The organism is Microbacterium sp. SWDP-B6 (assembly GCF_059803615.1).
Genome location: NZ_JAPFGV010000001.1, coordinates 22935 through 36942, shown reverse-complemented (window position 1 = coordinate 36942; position 14008 = coordinate 22935). Strand labels below are relative to the sequence as shown.

The 14008-nt window shown below is 68.2% G+C and carries 13 protein-coding genes; 6 read left to right on the top strand and 7 right to left on the bottom strand.

Annotated elements, in window-relative coordinates; all coding sequences use genetic code 11:
- Window positions 1-6 precede the first annotated feature (6 nt).
- The 5 genes from OPU70_RS00205 to OPU70_RS00185 are packed head-to-tail and all read right to left on the bottom strand — an operon-like array spanning window position 7 to window position 3287.
- On the bottom strand, window positions 7-726 hold the full coding sequence (locus OPU70_RS00205) for a methyltransferase domain-containing protein (RefSeq protein WP_056377142.1): 720 nt from the start codon (window positions 724-726) through the stop codon (window positions 7-9).
- Complete coding sequence (locus OPU70_RS00200) at window positions 723-1877, bottom strand: type III polyketide synthase (RefSeq protein WP_498556925.1); 1155 nt, start codon at window positions 1875-1877, stop codon at window positions 723-725. The genes OPU70_RS00205 and OPU70_RS00200 overlap by 4 nt, the downstream gene beginning before the upstream one ends.
- 54 nt (window positions 1878-1931) lie before the next feature.
- A complete protein-coding gene (locus tag OPU70_RS00195) occupies window positions 1932-2576 on the bottom strand; it encodes a CYTH domain-containing protein (RefSeq protein ID WP_042538481.1) in 645 nt (214 codons plus the stop codon).
- Window positions 2569-2781 (bottom strand): response regulator, encoded by a 213-nt coding sequence (locus OPU70_RS00190; protein ID WP_498556924.1) that lies wholly within the window; start codon window positions 2779-2781, stop codon window positions 2569-2571. Before OPU70_RS00190 ends, OPU70_RS00195 begins: the two co-directional genes overlap by 8 nt.
- A gap of 35 nt (window positions 2782-2816) precedes the next feature.
- Window positions 2817-3287 (bottom strand): prepilin peptidase, encoded by a 471-nt coding sequence (locus OPU70_RS00185; RefSeq protein WP_498556923.1) that lies wholly within the window; start codon window positions 3285-3287, stop codon window positions 2817-2819.
- Window positions 3288-3419: 132 nt separating this feature from the next.
- Between OPU70_RS00185 and imuA' the strand changes: the two genes are divergently transcribed.
- Genes imuA' through OPU70_RS00170 form a run of 3 tightly spaced genes read left to right on the top strand, consistent with a single transcriptional unit; the run spans window position 3420 to window position 9216 of the window.
- A complete protein-coding gene (gene imuA', locus OPU70_RS00180) occupies window positions 3420-4217 on the top strand; it encodes a DnaE2-dependent mutagenesis accessory factor ImuA' (protein ID WP_042538487.1) in 798 nt (265 codons plus the stop codon).
- The gene (locus tag OPU70_RS00175) at window positions 4214-5755 is read left to right on the top strand and encodes a DNA polymerase Y family protein (RefSeq protein WP_042538489.1); all 1542 of its coding nucleotides are present in this window, start codon (window positions 4214-4216) and stop codon (window positions 5753-5755) included. The genes imuA' and OPU70_RS00175 overlap by 4 nt, the downstream gene beginning before the upstream one ends.
- On the top strand, window positions 5755-9216 hold the full coding sequence (locus OPU70_RS00170; protein WP_498556922.1) for an error-prone DNA polymerase: 3462 nt from the start codon (window positions 5755-5757) through the stop codon (window positions 9214-9216). The genes OPU70_RS00175 and OPU70_RS00170 overlap by 1 nt, the downstream gene beginning before the upstream one ends.
- Before the next feature lie 5 nt (window positions 9217-9221).
- On the opposite strand, the gene OPU70_RS00165 is transcribed toward OPU70_RS00170, so the two are convergent.
- On the bottom strand, window positions 9222-9611 hold the full coding sequence (locus OPU70_RS00165; RefSeq protein ID WP_079113103.1) for a hypothetical protein: 390 nt from the start codon (window positions 9609-9611) through the stop codon (window positions 9222-9224).
- Between the two features lie 307 nt (window positions 9612-9918).
- Window positions 9919-10500, bottom strand: a complete 582-nt coding sequence (locus OPU70_RS00160; protein ID WP_498556921.1) for a TetR/AcrR family transcriptional regulator C-terminal domain-containing protein — start codon at window positions 10498-10500, stop codon at window positions 9919-9921.
- 201 nt (window positions 10501-10701) lie between these two features.
- Here OPU70_RS00160 and OPU70_RS00155 point away from each other — a divergent pair, with 201 nt between their 5' ends.
- The 3 genes from OPU70_RS00155 (at window position 10702) to OPU70_RS00145 (ending at window position 13999) form a co-directional block, all read left to right on the top strand.
- Window positions 10702-11937 (top strand): MFS transporter, encoded by a 1236-nt coding sequence (locus OPU70_RS00155; RefSeq protein ID WP_498556920.1) that lies wholly within the window; start codon window positions 10702-10704, stop codon window positions 11935-11937.
- Complete coding sequence (locus tag OPU70_RS00150) at window positions 11937-13526, top strand: amidohydrolase (protein WP_498556919.1); 1590 nt, start codon at window positions 11937-11939, stop codon at window positions 13524-13526. Before OPU70_RS00155 ends, OPU70_RS00150 begins: the two co-directional genes overlap by 1 nt.
- Before the next feature lie 188 nt (window positions 13527-13714).
- A complete protein-coding gene (locus OPU70_RS00145; protein ID WP_231567476.1) occupies window positions 13715-13999 on the top strand; it encodes a hypothetical protein in 285 nt (94 codons plus the stop codon).
- Window positions 14000-14008 lie beyond the last annotated feature (9 nt).

Below are 14008 nucleotides of genomic sequence, written 5' to 3'. Positions count from 1 at the left end.
GTGCGTCTATGACGCCGCTTCGGCCTTCCAGCTCAACTCCAGCCGTGAGGGGAGGCCGAAGCGAACAGCCCAGCCTGACGGCACGAGAGAGGCGAGCTCTCTCCGCGCGTACGAGCGGCGGATGCTGATGAGGCCGTCCTCCCGGATGAACGAGCCGCGGAAGAGCGTTCCCGAGAGGACCCAGGTCGCGGCGTCGTACAGGGCATAGGCGAATCGGGTGCGGGCGATGTCCCGGTGCACCACGACGCCACCGCCGCCGACGAGCGCCTCGGAGTCGCGCAGCAGGCCGTCGAGCTCTGTCGAAGTGAGGTGGTGCAGCACGTGATTCGAGAAGACCACGTCGTACTGCTCTCCCTCCGCCACGAGGTCTGCGGCGAACGCGCAGCGATATCGGATGCCGGCTCCGTGGTCGTTATCGGCAGCCCAGCGAATCGCCCGCTCGTCGGCGTCGAGCGCCGTGATCTCGGCTTCGAGACCTGCTCGCCGCAACCGCGCCGCGATCATCCGGCACACGTCTCCGCCGCCCGCGCCGATGTCCAGGATGCGGATGGGACCACGGCGGGCGCGCGGCCGGATCTCGCGACGATAGAGCAGCCCCGGCCGTGAGACGAGCGCGTTCACGAGCCGGAAGCGTCTGTAGGTCTGTTCCAGCATCCCGATGTCCGCATCCGGATCGTCCATGAGCTCGCGCACTTCGGTGGCGCGCATCGAGAGGTCGTGTCTCACGAGACGCCGGTGGTGACCGTCATCAATGCGCTCTCGGCCGTCAACCCCGGTCCGAAGGCCATCGCCGCGACCCGCGACCCGTCGGCGGCGCCGTCATCGAGGATCCGCTTGATCACGAAGAGCACCGTCGCGCTCGACATGTTGCCGTTCTCGCGCAGCGTCTCCCGAGCCGGGTGCAGCTGCGCGTCGCTCAGCTGCAGTCGCTCCTGCACGCGGTCGAGGATGCTGCGTCCGCCGGGGTGGATCGCCCAGTGCTCCACGCGCTCCCCCACCCTCCCCTCGTCGAACGCGGCCGCGAGCTCGCCCTCGCGGGCGTAGAGCGGACGGATGGCGCCGATGATGGTCTCGCCGATGATCTGCGGCACCTTGGTCGACAGGATCATCTCGAAGCCGTGGTCGCCGATCGTCCAGGCCATGTCCTTCTCGCCCTCGGCGGCGATGGCCGTGTGGAAGCCGTCGAGGCGGACGGCAGGAACCGGTGTCGGGAGATCGCGCGCTGTGACGATGCCGGCGGCCGCCCCGTCCGCGAAGAGGGAGTTGGCCACGATGAGATCCGGGTCCTCCGACGAGCGAAGGTGCACGGTGCACAGCTCGACGCTGACCACGAGCACCACGGCAGCGGGATCGGCCGCGCAGAACTGGCTCGCCGCTCGGAGCGCCGGCAGTGAGGCGTAGCAGCCCATGAATCCGAGGTGATAGCGCTGCACGCTGTCTGAGAGACCCAGCCCCCGCACGATCTCGTACTCCGGGCCCGGCGCATGGAAGCCCGTGCACGATGCGGTGATGACGTGCGTGACGTCGGCGGCGACGATGTCGGGGTCTGCGTCCAGCGCGCTGCGAGCCACCTCGACGAAGAGACGAGACGCCTCGCGTATGTAGACGTCGTTGCGTGCGGCCGTTCCCGGAGACTGCAGAAGGCCGGACTCCCGATCGAAGAAGAGCGTCGCGTCGGTGCTCGCCGTGGAGGAGAGCTCTTCGATGACCGTGTGACGGGTGTCGATGCCCGATCCGTTGAAGGATGCTCCGATGATCCTCTGCGCGAGGCGCCCGACGTCGGGCTGCGAGGCGAAGATGTCGCGCACCTCGTGCTGCTCGATGACGGTGTCTGGAACGATCGTCCGCAGCGAGCGGAGTACGGCGGAGCGGGTCATGTCTGCCACTCAAGCATGGCCCCGCTCACACGCGGAAGGGGCTTGCGCCGTGAGTCAGAAACCCAGAGCACGGGCGAGCTTGGAGCCGGATGACGCATCGCGACCCCCGACGGCGAAGATCACCCTCTCGACGGCCTCGAACAGGGCCGCTCTCCCCGCCGGGTCGGCGGGCGCAGCGGGGCCGAGCTCGAATTCCCACTCGCGCCATTCACGCTGCACGTCGTGTCGGAGGTCGGTCGCGCGAACGTGATCGTCGACGAACTCGGCGACCACTCCGGCGGTTCCGGTGAGCAGATAGGCCGTTCGGGTGTTCTCGATCCGGGCGAGGGGCGTCAGCGGGCCCGTCGCCCATCGAGAGATGGTCTCTGTCACCGCCTCGGGGATCCTGTCGTCGTCACCCAGCGGCCAGCCGATCTCCAGACGGCCGTCGCCCTCACGCGGTCCCTTGATATGCCAACCGGCATCGGGTCCGCCGGTGCGACGACGAAGAGCCACCCCTGAGCGGGAGAGTCCGGCATCCGCGGTGTCGAAGTAGCGTGCGTCGAGTTCGCGCACCTCGCCCGACGACACGGCATCCACTCCGGGAACCCCCACCCACTCCGGAAGAGGGGTGGCGTCGTCGACGTCGTACTTGCGCTCGACCTCGACGACCCTGGAGGGTTCGAGGCCGGACTGCGGAGCGGTGTGGTGCTCAGTCATCCGACGGGCTGATGTCCTCGAGGGATTCGTCGTACCAGTAGTCGATCTCGGTGGGACCGTCGGTGTCGCCGGTGTTCTGCGCGTCACCGCGTCTGTTGTACACCACCTGGGTCTCGCTGTAGGGGACGATCAGCTTGTCGTCCGCCTCGCCGAGAGGAATGATCTGCCCGTCGAGCGGGCCGCCGTGAAGTCGCGCAAGTGCCATGTGCTCACCCTAGCGCCGACACGCTGCAAGACGCCTCACCGCACGAGGATGCCGAGGATCGCGCCGAGGATCATCCACGGCCCGAAGGCGATGCGCGTCGAGCCGTCCGCCCTGCGGAGCATCATCAGCGACAGGGAGAACAGAGCACCGAGGACGAAGGCGGATGCTGCTCCCACGGCGAGCGCCTGCCAGCTGTGCCAACCGAGGATCAGGCCGATGACGGCGGCGAGCTTGACGTCTCCTCCGCCCATTCCCTCGCGGCTGAGCAGACGGAGCGCCGCATAGAAGCCGCCGAGGATCAGCATGCCGAATGCTGCTCTGACCGTCGCCGTGCTCTCACCGGAGGTGATGGCGTCGGCGACCCCGAGGAGGATGAGCGCCGCGAGGGTGGGGAGCACGATCCGGTTCGGCAGTCGATGTGTGCGGATGTCGATGGTGACGAGCATGCAGGCGACCACGAACAGCATCAGATGGACGGTCACGACGGCCACGGTGCGGAGATCCATGCGGGAAGGCTAGAAGAAGGCGGATGCCGGCGAGGACGGCGTGTGGATAACCTCCCCTGCCGATGTCGGAGGTTCGAACTATCGTCATCTACTCCAGTTGCTTTATTAGTACATATCTTCGAGGATGGATTCATGGGGATCGGGCTCGATGCGGTGACCGCGCTCTCTCCGGCTGGCGACTCCCGCGCCGGAGAGGTTCTTCGGCTGCGCCGGGAGATCAGCCGCATGCAGCGCAGACGCAGCGAGCATCCGCTGCTCCCCCTCGAACCCGCCTTCTCCTCCCTGCTCCCTGAAGAAGGACTGCAGACGGGGACGACATACACCGTCTCCCCCTCGCCCAGTCTCGTCCTCGCGCTGCTCGCGGCGGCGTCGCGCAAGGGCCACTGGTGTGCGGTGGTGGGCATGCCCACGCTGGGCGTGGAAGCCGCAGCGGCGTTCGGAATCGAGCTGCCTCGACTGATCCTCGTCCCCGAGCCCGGAGACCGCTGGCTCGCCGTGACCTCTGCGCTCGCCGAGGTGGTTCCGCTGATCGCCGTGCAGCCGGGAGGCAGAGCACGCGATGCCGATGTGTCACGACTGAGCGCACGCCTGCGAGACCGCGGGAGCACCCTGCTCATCACCGAGTCGACAGCGTCCGGCGCCTGGCCGCAGAGCGAGGGCTCCATCCGACTGCACGACCAGCACTGGCTCGGTGTCGGTGAGGGGTGGGGGCTGATCGAAGGTTCCACGGCGACGGTGTCAGCCCGGACGCGGCACAGTCCGCTGTCGTCGAGCGTGCGCGTACGCCTTCCCGGCGCCCACGGCGCGGTCGAAGAGCTGCCCGCCGAGCACACCGCCGTCGAGACCATGGCCGAGATGACGACGCTGCCCGGCTTGCGCGGTCACGAGGCCACTCCGCTCGAATACCCGCGTCTGGCGGTGGCCGGATGACCGCTGCTCCGCTGCGGGTCCTCGTCCTGTGGCTTCCCGATTGGCCGTTGCGCGCCGCCCTGGGCGGGCCACCGCCTCATCCGCCGACGGCGCTGGTGCATGCGAACACCGTCGTCGCATGCACCGCTTCGGCGAGGGAGCACGGTGTGCGCGCCGGCCAGCGCCGCCGCGTCGCGCAGGGGCACATCTCTTCGCTGCGCGTGCTGCCGCACGACACCGACCGCGACGAGAGGGCCTTCCTTCCGGTGCTGCAGCTCATCGAGAAGCACGCCCCCGGCGCCGCGCTGCTGCGTCCAGGACTCGCGGCGGTGCGGGCACGGGGCATCTCCCGCTACCACGACGGCGAGGCCGAAGCAGGGCGGGCCCTCATCGATGTCCTCACCGAGGCGGGCTTCCCCGAGGTGCGCGTCGGCATCGCCGACGGCCCGTTCACGGCAGAGCTCGCCGCCAGAGGAAGCGCCCCGTGCACCGTCGTTCCTGCAGGTCTCGCGAAGGACTTCCTCGCCCCGCTCCCCGTGGGTGTGCTGCGAGACGAACAGCTCACCGGTCTGCTCATCCGGCTCGGCGTGCGCACGCTCGGCGACTTCGCCGCCCTCGATGAGATCGAGGTGCGCGATCGCTTCGGCGAGCGCGGCGCCCGCCTGCACTCCCTCGCCGCCGGTGCCGATTCCCGCGCCGTGGTGGCACGACCGCCCGACCCCGAACTCGTGCGCTCCGTCGAGTTCGAACCGCCGCTCGCCGGAGCCGATCAGGTGGCCTTCGCGGTGCGGCAGACGGCCGATGCGGTCATGCTCGCTCTCGGAGAAGCCTCGGTGGTGTGCACAGAGATCCGCATCGACCTGATCGACGACGACGGCAAGGTGTTCTCCCGTCCCTGGCTGCATCCGACCTGCTTCGATGCCGCTGACCTCGTCGACCGGGTGCGCTGGCAGCTCGAGGCGCTGGGGGCGGAGTCAGCGAAAGAGCCGATCGATGAGGCTCGCGCGTTCGGCGGGATCGCCCTGGTGCGGATCGCCCCCGTGGCGGTCGATGATGCCGCCCATCACCAGCCCGGACTCTTCGGGTCCGGCACGGATGAGCGCCTGCACCACGCCATCTCCCGCGTGCAGACGATGCTCGGCCACGAGGGCGTCGTCACCGCCGCTCTCTCCGGCGGACGCTGGCTCGCCGATCGACAGGTGCTCACTCCGTGGGGAGAACGCCCCGTCGCCCCCAGAGACCCCGGGCACCCCTGGCCGGGAAGCCTTCCCGATCCTCTTCCCGCCGAGGTGTTCCGTCCCCCTCGTCCCATCGGAGTGCTCGCACCCGACGGTGAGACCGTCCTCGTCGACGACCGGGGTTCGCTCTCGGCGGCACCCGCTCGCATCGACGGCGACGATGTGCAGGCCTGGGCTGGCCCGTGGCCGATCCATGAACGCCGATGGGAGGCCTCCGGCGGCAAGAAGGGGCATCGCCTGCAGATCATCGATGACCATGATCGGGCCTGGCTCGTCTTCTGCACGGGAGATCGCTGGTGGGCCGAGGGGAGGTACCGCTGATGGGCTGGCACAACCCTCCCCTGTCCTGGAACGAACTGGAGCGCACTCTCAGCGGCGAGGAATCGCCCTATCCGACCGGAGGCATGCCACCCGGCAGTCGCCCCGACCCGGGCCCCGTCAGCACCAAGCGCAAGCGAAATCCCCCGACCTCCGTGCACCGACCTGAGGATGCGGTCCCCTATGCCGAGCTGCACGCGCATTCGTCGTACTCGTTCCTCGACGGCGCCTCCTCACCGGAAGACCTGCTCGCCGAGGCCGAGCGTCTGGGGCTCACCGCGCTGGCACTCACCGACCACGACGGTTTCTACGGAGCGGCCCGCTTCGCCGAGGTCGCAGAGCTGATGGATGTGAGCGTCCAGACGGTCTACGGTGCCGAGCTCTCGCTCGGTCTCGACGCCCCGCAGCGGGGTACCCCCGATCCGGTCGGCGACCATCTTCTGGTGCTCGCCGACGGCCTGGAGGGCTATCACCGTCTCTCCGGCGCCATGACGGCTGCTCACTTGCGCGGCGGAGAGAAGGGCCGCCCCGTGTACGACCTCGATGAGCTGGCGGCCACCGCAGACGGGCACTGGACGATCCTCACCGGATGCCGCAAGGGCGGCGTCCGCCGTGGGCTCGAAGCCGGAGACGCGCAGACGCCGCTGCGCCGTCTGGTCGATCTGTTCGGCCAGGATCACGTCGCCGTCGAGCTCTTCGACCACGGCGACCCGCAGGACACACGTCGCAACGACGCTCTCGCCGATCTCGCCCGGCGGTTGCGGTTGCCTGTGGTGGCGACGAACAACGTGCACTACGCCGCCCCCGAACGCGCATCACTCGCCGAGGCGGTCGCCGCTGTGCGTGCCGTGCGCAGCATGGACGAGCTCGACGGCTGGCTTCCGACCCACGGAGGAGCACATCTGCGCAGCGGTGCGGAGATGTCCGCGCGCTTCCGGCGCCACCCCGGCGCGATCTCCTACGGGCTCGAGCTCGCCGCTGCGTCGGCCTTCTCCCTCCGCCGAGCACGACCGGCCCTGCCGAAGCAGGAAGTGCCAGACGGTCATACCCCCATGAGCTGGCTGCGTCACCTGGTATGGGAGGCCGTGCCGACGAAGTACCCGCACCTCGATGACGACGGTCGCCGCAGGATCGGGCGCGAGCTCGACGTGATCGAGGAGAAGGACTTCCCCGGCTACTTCCTCATCGTGCACGGCATCGTCGCAGAGGCACGCCGTCGCGGCATCCTGTGTCAGGGACGTGGTTCTGCCGCGGCGAGCGCCGTCTGCTATCTCCTCGGCATCACCGCCGTCGACCCGATCCTCTACCGACTGCCCTTCGAGCGGTTCCTGGCGACGACCCGTCAGGAAGAACCGGACATCGATGTGGATTTCGACTCCGATCGCCGGGAGGAGATCATCCAGTGGGTGTACCGCGAGTACGGAAGAGAGCGTGCGGCACAGGTGGCGAACGTCATCCAGTACCGTCCGAAGAACGCCGTGCGCGACATGGCGAGGGCTCTGGGATTCTCCCCGGGGCAGCAGGACGCCTGGTCCAGGCAGGTCGACGGGTGGAGCGCCGGGCTCGAGGTCGCAGACGAGCACGACATTCCCGCGAATGTGCTCGACTACGCGGGTGAGCTGCTGAAGGCTCCCCGACACCTCGGCATCCACTCCGGTGGCATGGTGCTCACTGCACGCCCCGTCGGCGAGGTCGTCCCCGTCGAGCATGCTCGCATGGAGAACCGCACCGTGATCCAGTGGGACAAAGACGACGCCGCATGGATGGGGTTGGTGAAGTTCGACCTCCTCGGACTGGGGATGCTGGCAGCGCTCCAGCACTGCTTCGATCTCATCGACGACGCCACGGGTGAGCGGTGGACGCTCGAGACGCTTCCGAAAGAAGAGCCGGCCGTCTACGACATGCTCTGCCGCGCTGATTCGATCGGGGTGTTCCAGGTCGAATCCCGCGCACAGATCGGCCTGCTCCCCCGCCTGCAGCCACGCGCCTTCTACGACCTCGCCATCCAGATCGCGCTCATCCGCCCCGGGCCCATCCAGGGCGGCGCCGTGCATCCGTTCGTCCGCCGCAAGATGGCCAAGGATGCGCTCGACGAAGAGAACCGCGCCAGAGCCGCTCGCGGAGAAGAGCCTGTGGTGCTCGACATCCCGTATCCGCATGATGACCTCAAGCCGATCCTCGAGCGGACGCTGGGCATCCCGATCTTCCAGGAGCAGCTGATCCAGATGGCGACGGCCATCGGCGACTGCACCGCCGACGAGGCCGATCTGCTCAGACGCGCGATGGGATCCAAGCGCGGGCTCGAGAAGATCGAGAAGGTGCGCGACAAGCTCTACGCGGGAATGACCCGGCGCGGACTCTCCGCCGAGCAGTCGGATCGCATCTACGCGCAGATCCAGGCGTTCTCGAACTTCGGATTCGCAGAGTCGCATTCGTTGTCCTTCGCGCTCCTCGTCTATGCGAGCTCCTGGCTCAAGCTGCACTATCCTGCGGCGTTCCTCGCCGGACTGCTCCGGTCGCAGCCGATGGGCTTCTACTCCGCCTCGACGCTCACCGCAGACGCGCGTCGGCATGGCGTGGAGGTGCGTCGACCCGATCTGCACGCCTCAGGCGTCACCGAGACTCTCGAATCCCTCGAGGGCGCACCGCTGCGGATGCCGACGGGGCTGGACGCCTGCGGCGATCCTCTGCAGCCTCGAGTGCCACGCTTCGACCGGTCGAAGCCCGACGAGTCGGCGGCGCACCGCCGGGATGGCGCCTATGCGGTGCGCATGGGGCTCAGCGGTGTGCGCGGCATCGGCACACCGCTGGCAGAGAGGATCGTCGCCGAGCGCGAGGCCGCCGGTCCGTTCCGCGATCTGAACGATCTGGTGAGGCGCACCGATGCCACCGCCGCGCAGCTCGAGTCCCTGGCGACCGCCGGCGCGTTCGAGTGCCTCGGGCTGCAGCGCAGAGAGGCGATCTGGCTGTCGGGGGCAGCCGCTGAGGATCGTTCGCGATTCCTTCCCGGCACGACGATCGCCGTGCAGCCCCCGCTGTTCAGCGATCAGTCCAGCTATGAACGGCTCTCCGCAGATCTCTGGGCGACAGGTGTCTCGACCGACGACCATCCGATGGCGCACTTCCGCGGACTTCTGCGCGAGCGAGGCGTGCTCACCTCTGCCGACCTCCAGAGCCATGAGACGGGCAGACGCATCGAGGTCGCCGGCCTCGTGACCCACCGTCAGCGCCCGGCGACCGCAGCGGGTGTCACGTTCCTCAATCTCGAAGACGAGACCGGCCTCGTCAACGTCATCTGCTCGACCGGGGTGTGGGGTCGGTACAATCGGGTGGCGCGGGATTCCCCTGCTCTGATCATCCGCGGCATTCTCGAGCGCTCAGCAGAGGGGGTCGTGAACGTCCTCGCCGACGCATTCGAAGACCTCCGCACCGGAGTGACGCATCGATCGAGGGACTTCCGCTGAGCGGTTCACCAGAAGCGTTCGGGCTCCGGCTCAGGCACGCGGTCGCCACCGCCCCAGCGGTCCGCTTCAGCCTTCGCGGCGTCGACCGCCGCATCCGCGCCGTGCAGGGCGGCCGTAGCGCTCGTCGCTCCCGATCCGCTCCCCTCGGCATCGACGGTGAGAGTCGTCAGCGACGAGTGGCCGCCGATCGTCACCGTGCAGTCGATGACACGACCCAGCCACCGGAGGAGCTCACCCCGGGGCTCTTCGACGCGGCGATATCGGATGCCGGTGTCGAGGTCTCTGACAGACAGGACCAGGGACTCACCGGTCAGCTCGTCGATGCGCTCCGTCACCTCGACTCGGTGCCCGTGGGCGATGGCGAGGTGCGCGTTCAGCACGAGCTTTCTGTCCATGAAACCACTCTATGAGTGGACGTTCTCACGGCAAGCCCCAGTCCTGGAAGAAACATTCGTAGATTTCTTTGTCCCCCAAATGGCGGACACGACGATTAAGCGATATTCTGCTGCAAGTAGCGGGGGCTACCGGCTGAACATCTGGGGATATATCAGTCGAGAGAGCAGCGAAAATCTTCGCCGCCTCCCCTACCGTCCGGGACGGACGGTGAGCCCTCTCGAGTGATCCAAATGGGGTTGGATGACTCGAGGGGGCAACCACTCCGAACTCACCTGTCGAGGCGAGACTCACCTGTCGAGGCGAGACTCACCTGTCGAGGCGAGCCCGAAGCGAGTCGATCAACAGTCCGACACCGAGTTCAAACGTCCGATCCGCTCGCGCGGTGCCGCGCTCCGCGCCTTCGAGCACGCGACCGAGTGTGCGCGTTCCCTCCCCCGGCTCCCACACCTCGTCCGGCGATGCCAGGTCGAGGCCGAAGCCGATCGCGAAGGCATCGATGATCGCGATCACCGTGAGCACCTCGTCTTCGGGAAAACCCCCGTCGACGAGAACGGTCGCCAGGTCGTCATACGCGGAGATGACCGCCGGATGAGTGATGGTCTTTCCGATGAGGAGCGGCACGAGCTGCGGGTGATCGGCATACATCTGGCGTTGCTGTCGCAGAAGCTCGACGAGGAAGTCGTCCCACGCGCTCTCCCCCGGCCTGACCCGGTAGTCCTCGACCAGCCGGCCGCGCATCAGCTCGATGATGCCGTCCATGCCGTCCACGTGGTTGTAGAGCGAAGACGGCCTGACTCCGAGCCTGCGGGCGATCGCGTTCACCCCGAACGGCTCTCCGGCTCTCGACAGTTCGAGGCCTGCCGCCCCGATGATCTCGGGTGAAAGCAATGGGCTCGAGGGTCGGGGCATCGCACGCTCACTCTCTGTAGGCGGGCCCGTCGAGAAATCTCTTCCCTCCGGCATCCCTCCTGTGCATAATAGTGAACACCATTCGTTGACGAACACCATTCGTTTTGGAATCCGCGCCCCACCCGACGCGCATCGGCAGGACTTTCGCGCACATCGCCGTGCCCTCTCAGTGGGAGAACCATGACCGCCATCGACCTCAGCACCCGGGTTCCGCTCCGGCTGCCGACCGCCACAGCCACCTTCGCGATCGGAATCGCGGGCTATCTGGGCGTCAACCTGTCGCCCTACATGATCACCGCGGCACAGATAGGCCTTGACATCGACGTGCTCGCCGCGAGCTGGCTCGTCACCGCGACCCTGCTGCTCACCGCGGTCACGGGACTCGCGATCGCCCCGCTCTGCGCCGGCGGTCACAGGCGTATGGTGGCCCGCACCGGACTCGCCATCGCGGCCCTCGGTTTCACCACCGCAGCGCTGGTGCCGGCGCTCATCCTTCCCGCTCTGCTGGTCGGCGGTGCGGGAGCCGGCGGTGCCGTCGCCGCATCCGGAGCCGCACTCGCCGCCTTCCGGAATCCCGACAGGGTCGCGGGCTTCAACGGTCTCGCGAACCGTGGCGTGATCACGATCGTGCTGGCGGTGATCCCTCTCATCGGGCTCGCGCCGATCGATGTCTTCGGCGCTCTCGCGCTGTTCAGCATCCTGGGGCTGCTCGTCTCGGCGTGGTTGCCTGCGGCCCCCGTGATCGATCCTCAGGCCGGGGCCGCTGTCGCCGAGGCGATGCCGATCGACGTGCCGCCCACAGGCGCGGTGCGCCTCTCTCCCGCACGCTCGCGAACCGTCACGATCGCCGGATTCAGCCTTCTCGTCGTGTTCGCGCTGTGGGCGGTGAGCGAGGACTCGCTCTGGGCCATGGCCGGTATCATGGGCGCGGAGCAGACGGGTCTGACACCAGAGGGGCTGGGCCTCGCGCTCAGCGGCGCGACGGCGGGCGGTCTCATCGGGTCTGTGCTGCTGATGATCGTCGGATCCCGGCTGGGCCGAGCAGTGCCCCTCGCGGTGCTGCTGCTGGCCGGAGGAGTGCTGAAGATCGTCGAGGGGTTCACCACTGATCCGACCGCGTTCATCGTGGTGTTCATCGCCTGGAACACCGTCTACGCGATCGCCTTCATGTACTTCGTGTCGACCTCGGCGGCTCTCGATGCCGACGGCCGCTGGTCTGGCCCCCTGCTCGCGGTCTACCTCGTCGGATCGGCACTGACCCCCGTGATCGGCGCTGCGCTCGTCGGCATGCTCGGGTTCCAAGGTTTCGCCGTCGCGCTGGGCATCGCGAGCTTCGTGCTCGCCGTGCCCGCAAGCGCCATCGCCCTGCTCTCGACACGCCTCGAGCGCGCAGCCACCACCGAGGAGACACTCTGATGCCCGCCACGCTCTATCGCAATGCGCGTTTCTTCACCGCCGACGACCCCGCCTGGGCCGAAGCCGTCGTCGTAGACGGCGCGGACTTCGCCTTCGTCGGAGCCGAGGCCGACGCACCGCCGACCGATGATGTGGTCGATCTCGGCGGACGGGTCGTTCTTCCCGGATTCACCGACGCACACACCCATCTGCTGATGATGGGCGAGGCGCTGGGCCAGATCGGGCTCACCGATGCCGGGTCTCTCGACGAGATCCAGCGCAGAGTGCAAGAGGCGCGTGAGACCGCCACCGGTGCGGTGCGTGGGCGCGGATGGCTCTTCGACGCGATCCCGGGCGGATCGCCGACGGCAACGATGATCGACGCCGTCGTCGCCGACATCCCCGTCTATCTCGATGCCAACGACTACCACTCCTGCTGGGTCAACTCGGCGGCGCTCGAGGAGCTCGGGATCACTCGCGAGACGCCTGACCCGATCGGCGGCCGTATCGAGCGGGATGCCGACGGCGAACCGACCGGGATGCTCTACGAGACGGCCGCGCAGCAGCACGCGTGGGCGCACCGGGATGCCACGACCACCGACGAGCAGCGGGATGCAGCGGTGCTGCGCGTCGTGGAGGCGTATCTCGCGGCGGGTGTCACCGGCGCCGTCGACATGGCGTTCGACAGGCTCGCCCTCGCGGCGCTCGAACGGGCGGAGGGGCGCGACGCGCTGCCGTTGCGGATAGCCGCGCACTGGTTCGTCGCGAACACCGGCGATGACGCCCTGAACCTGGCTCAGGTCGCCGAGGCGGCCGAGCGTGCCGAGACCGCCTCGAGCGCTGTCCGGGTGATCGGCATCAAGCTCGTGCTCGACGGCACGATCGACGCGTGCACCGCCGCGATGCGCGCACCGTATGCGGATGGCTCCAACGCGGCGCCGATCTGGCCGACCGAACGCCTGTTCCCCGTCGTCGCGGCTGCGGATGCCGCGGGACTCCAGGTCGCACTGCATGCGATCGGCGATCAGGCGAGCACGCTCGCGCTGGACGCGATCGAGCACGCGATCACGGTCAACGGCGATCGTCCTCGTCGGCATCGCATCGAGCATCTCGAGTACGCGGCTCCCGGCACGGCCGAGCGGATGGCGCGCCTGGGTGTGACGGCGTCCATGCAGCCGGTGCACGCTGACCCGGCGATATTCGCGAACTGGGCGGCTCAGCTCGGCGACGAGCGAGCCGAGCGGGCCTTCGCGTGGCCGGAGTATGAGGATGCCGGTGCGCTGCTCGCTTTCTCGACGGACGCTCCCACCGCGCCGCACGCGGCGCTCGCGAACATGTACGTCGCCACGACACGGGCGTCGGCGCTGGACCCGGATGCGCCCGCGGTGCATCCGCAGTTCGCCCTTTCCCTCGGGCGCGCGATCGCTCATGCGACGCGAGACGCGGCGGAGTCGATCGGCGACGGGGCGTGGCGTGGCCGCATCGCGGTCGGCCAGGCGGCGGACTTCGTCGTGCTCGACGTCGATCCGTTCTCGGAGGGCAGCCGTTCGCTGCTCACGGCCCGCGTCCTGCGCACGGTGATCGGTGGACGCACCGCATACGAGGCCTGAGGCGCCCCAGCACGGCGTCCGCTCACTGTCCCCTTGAGCGATATACCGGTGCGTTCGTATAATTCTGGTGAACTCTGGCGGGCAGAGGGCGCCCGTCGATCAGGCGGTGATGTCATCGCCCGTTCGCGGAGCGCTCCTCCTGTCAGCCGATGGCGAATACGACTGATTGGAGTGTTGAGATGTCCGCGATGCCCGATCCGAGGTTCGAGCTCCGCAGGGTGACTGAGACCGAGTGGCTGATCGTCGACCACAAGTACGAGCCGCACGACGCACGCCAGACCGTGGCCTGCATCTACCAGGTGGATGCCGTCGAGGTCGACGTGCTCTGGTTGCGCAATCTTCCCCTGGCGAGCTCGTATATGTCGGCCGACGAGGTGCTCAGCGATCTGCAGCGGTTCCACAACCCACCGAGCCGGTCCACAGCGCCGATCACGATCCCGCACCTTCCTCCGCTTGCGGCGACGCCCAGTTGACACCCCTTG

Coding starts and splice junctions, on each gene's coding strand:
- OPU70_RS00200 (WP_498556925.1), bottom strand. CDS start 1,877: ATGACCCGCTCCGCCGTACTCCGCTCGCTGCGGACGATCGTTCCAGAC.
- OPU70_RS00195 (WP_042538481.1), bottom strand. CDS start 2,576: ATGACTGAGCACCACACCGCTCCGCAGTCCGGCCTCGAACCCTCCAGG.
- OPU70_RS00190 (WP_498556924.1), bottom strand. CDS start 2,781: ATGGCACTTGCGCGACTTCACGGCGGCCCGCTCGACGGGCAGATCATT.
- OPU70_RS00185 (WP_498556923.1), bottom strand. CDS start 3,287: ATGGATCTCCGCACCGTGGCCGTCGTGACCGTCCATCTGATGCTGTTC.
- imuA' (WP_042538487.1), top strand. CDS start 3,420: ATGGGGATCGGGCTCGATGCGGTGACCGCGCTCTCTCCGGCTGGCGAC.
- OPU70_RS00175 (WP_042538489.1), top strand. CDS start 4,214: ATGACCGCTGCTCCGCTGCGGGTCCTCGTCCTGTGGCTTCCCGATTGG.
- OPU70_RS00170 (WP_498556922.1), top strand. CDS start 5,755: ATGGGCTGGCACAACCCTCCCCTGTCCTGGAACGAACTGGAGCGCACT.
- OPU70_RS00165 (WP_079113103.1), bottom strand. CDS start 9,611: ATGGACAGAAAGCTCGTGCTGAACGCGCACCTCGCCATCGCCCACGGG.
- OPU70_RS00155 (WP_498556920.1), top strand. CDS start 10,702: ATGACCGCCATCGACCTCAGCACCCGGGTTCCGCTCCGGCTGCCGACC.
- OPU70_RS00150 (WP_498556919.1), top strand. CDS start 11,937: ATGCCCGCCACGCTCTATCGCAATGCGCGTTTCTTCACCGCCGACGAC.
- OPU70_RS00145 (WP_231567476.1), top strand. CDS start 13,715: ATGCCCGATCCGAGGTTCGAGCTCCGCAGGGTGACTGAGACCGAGTGG.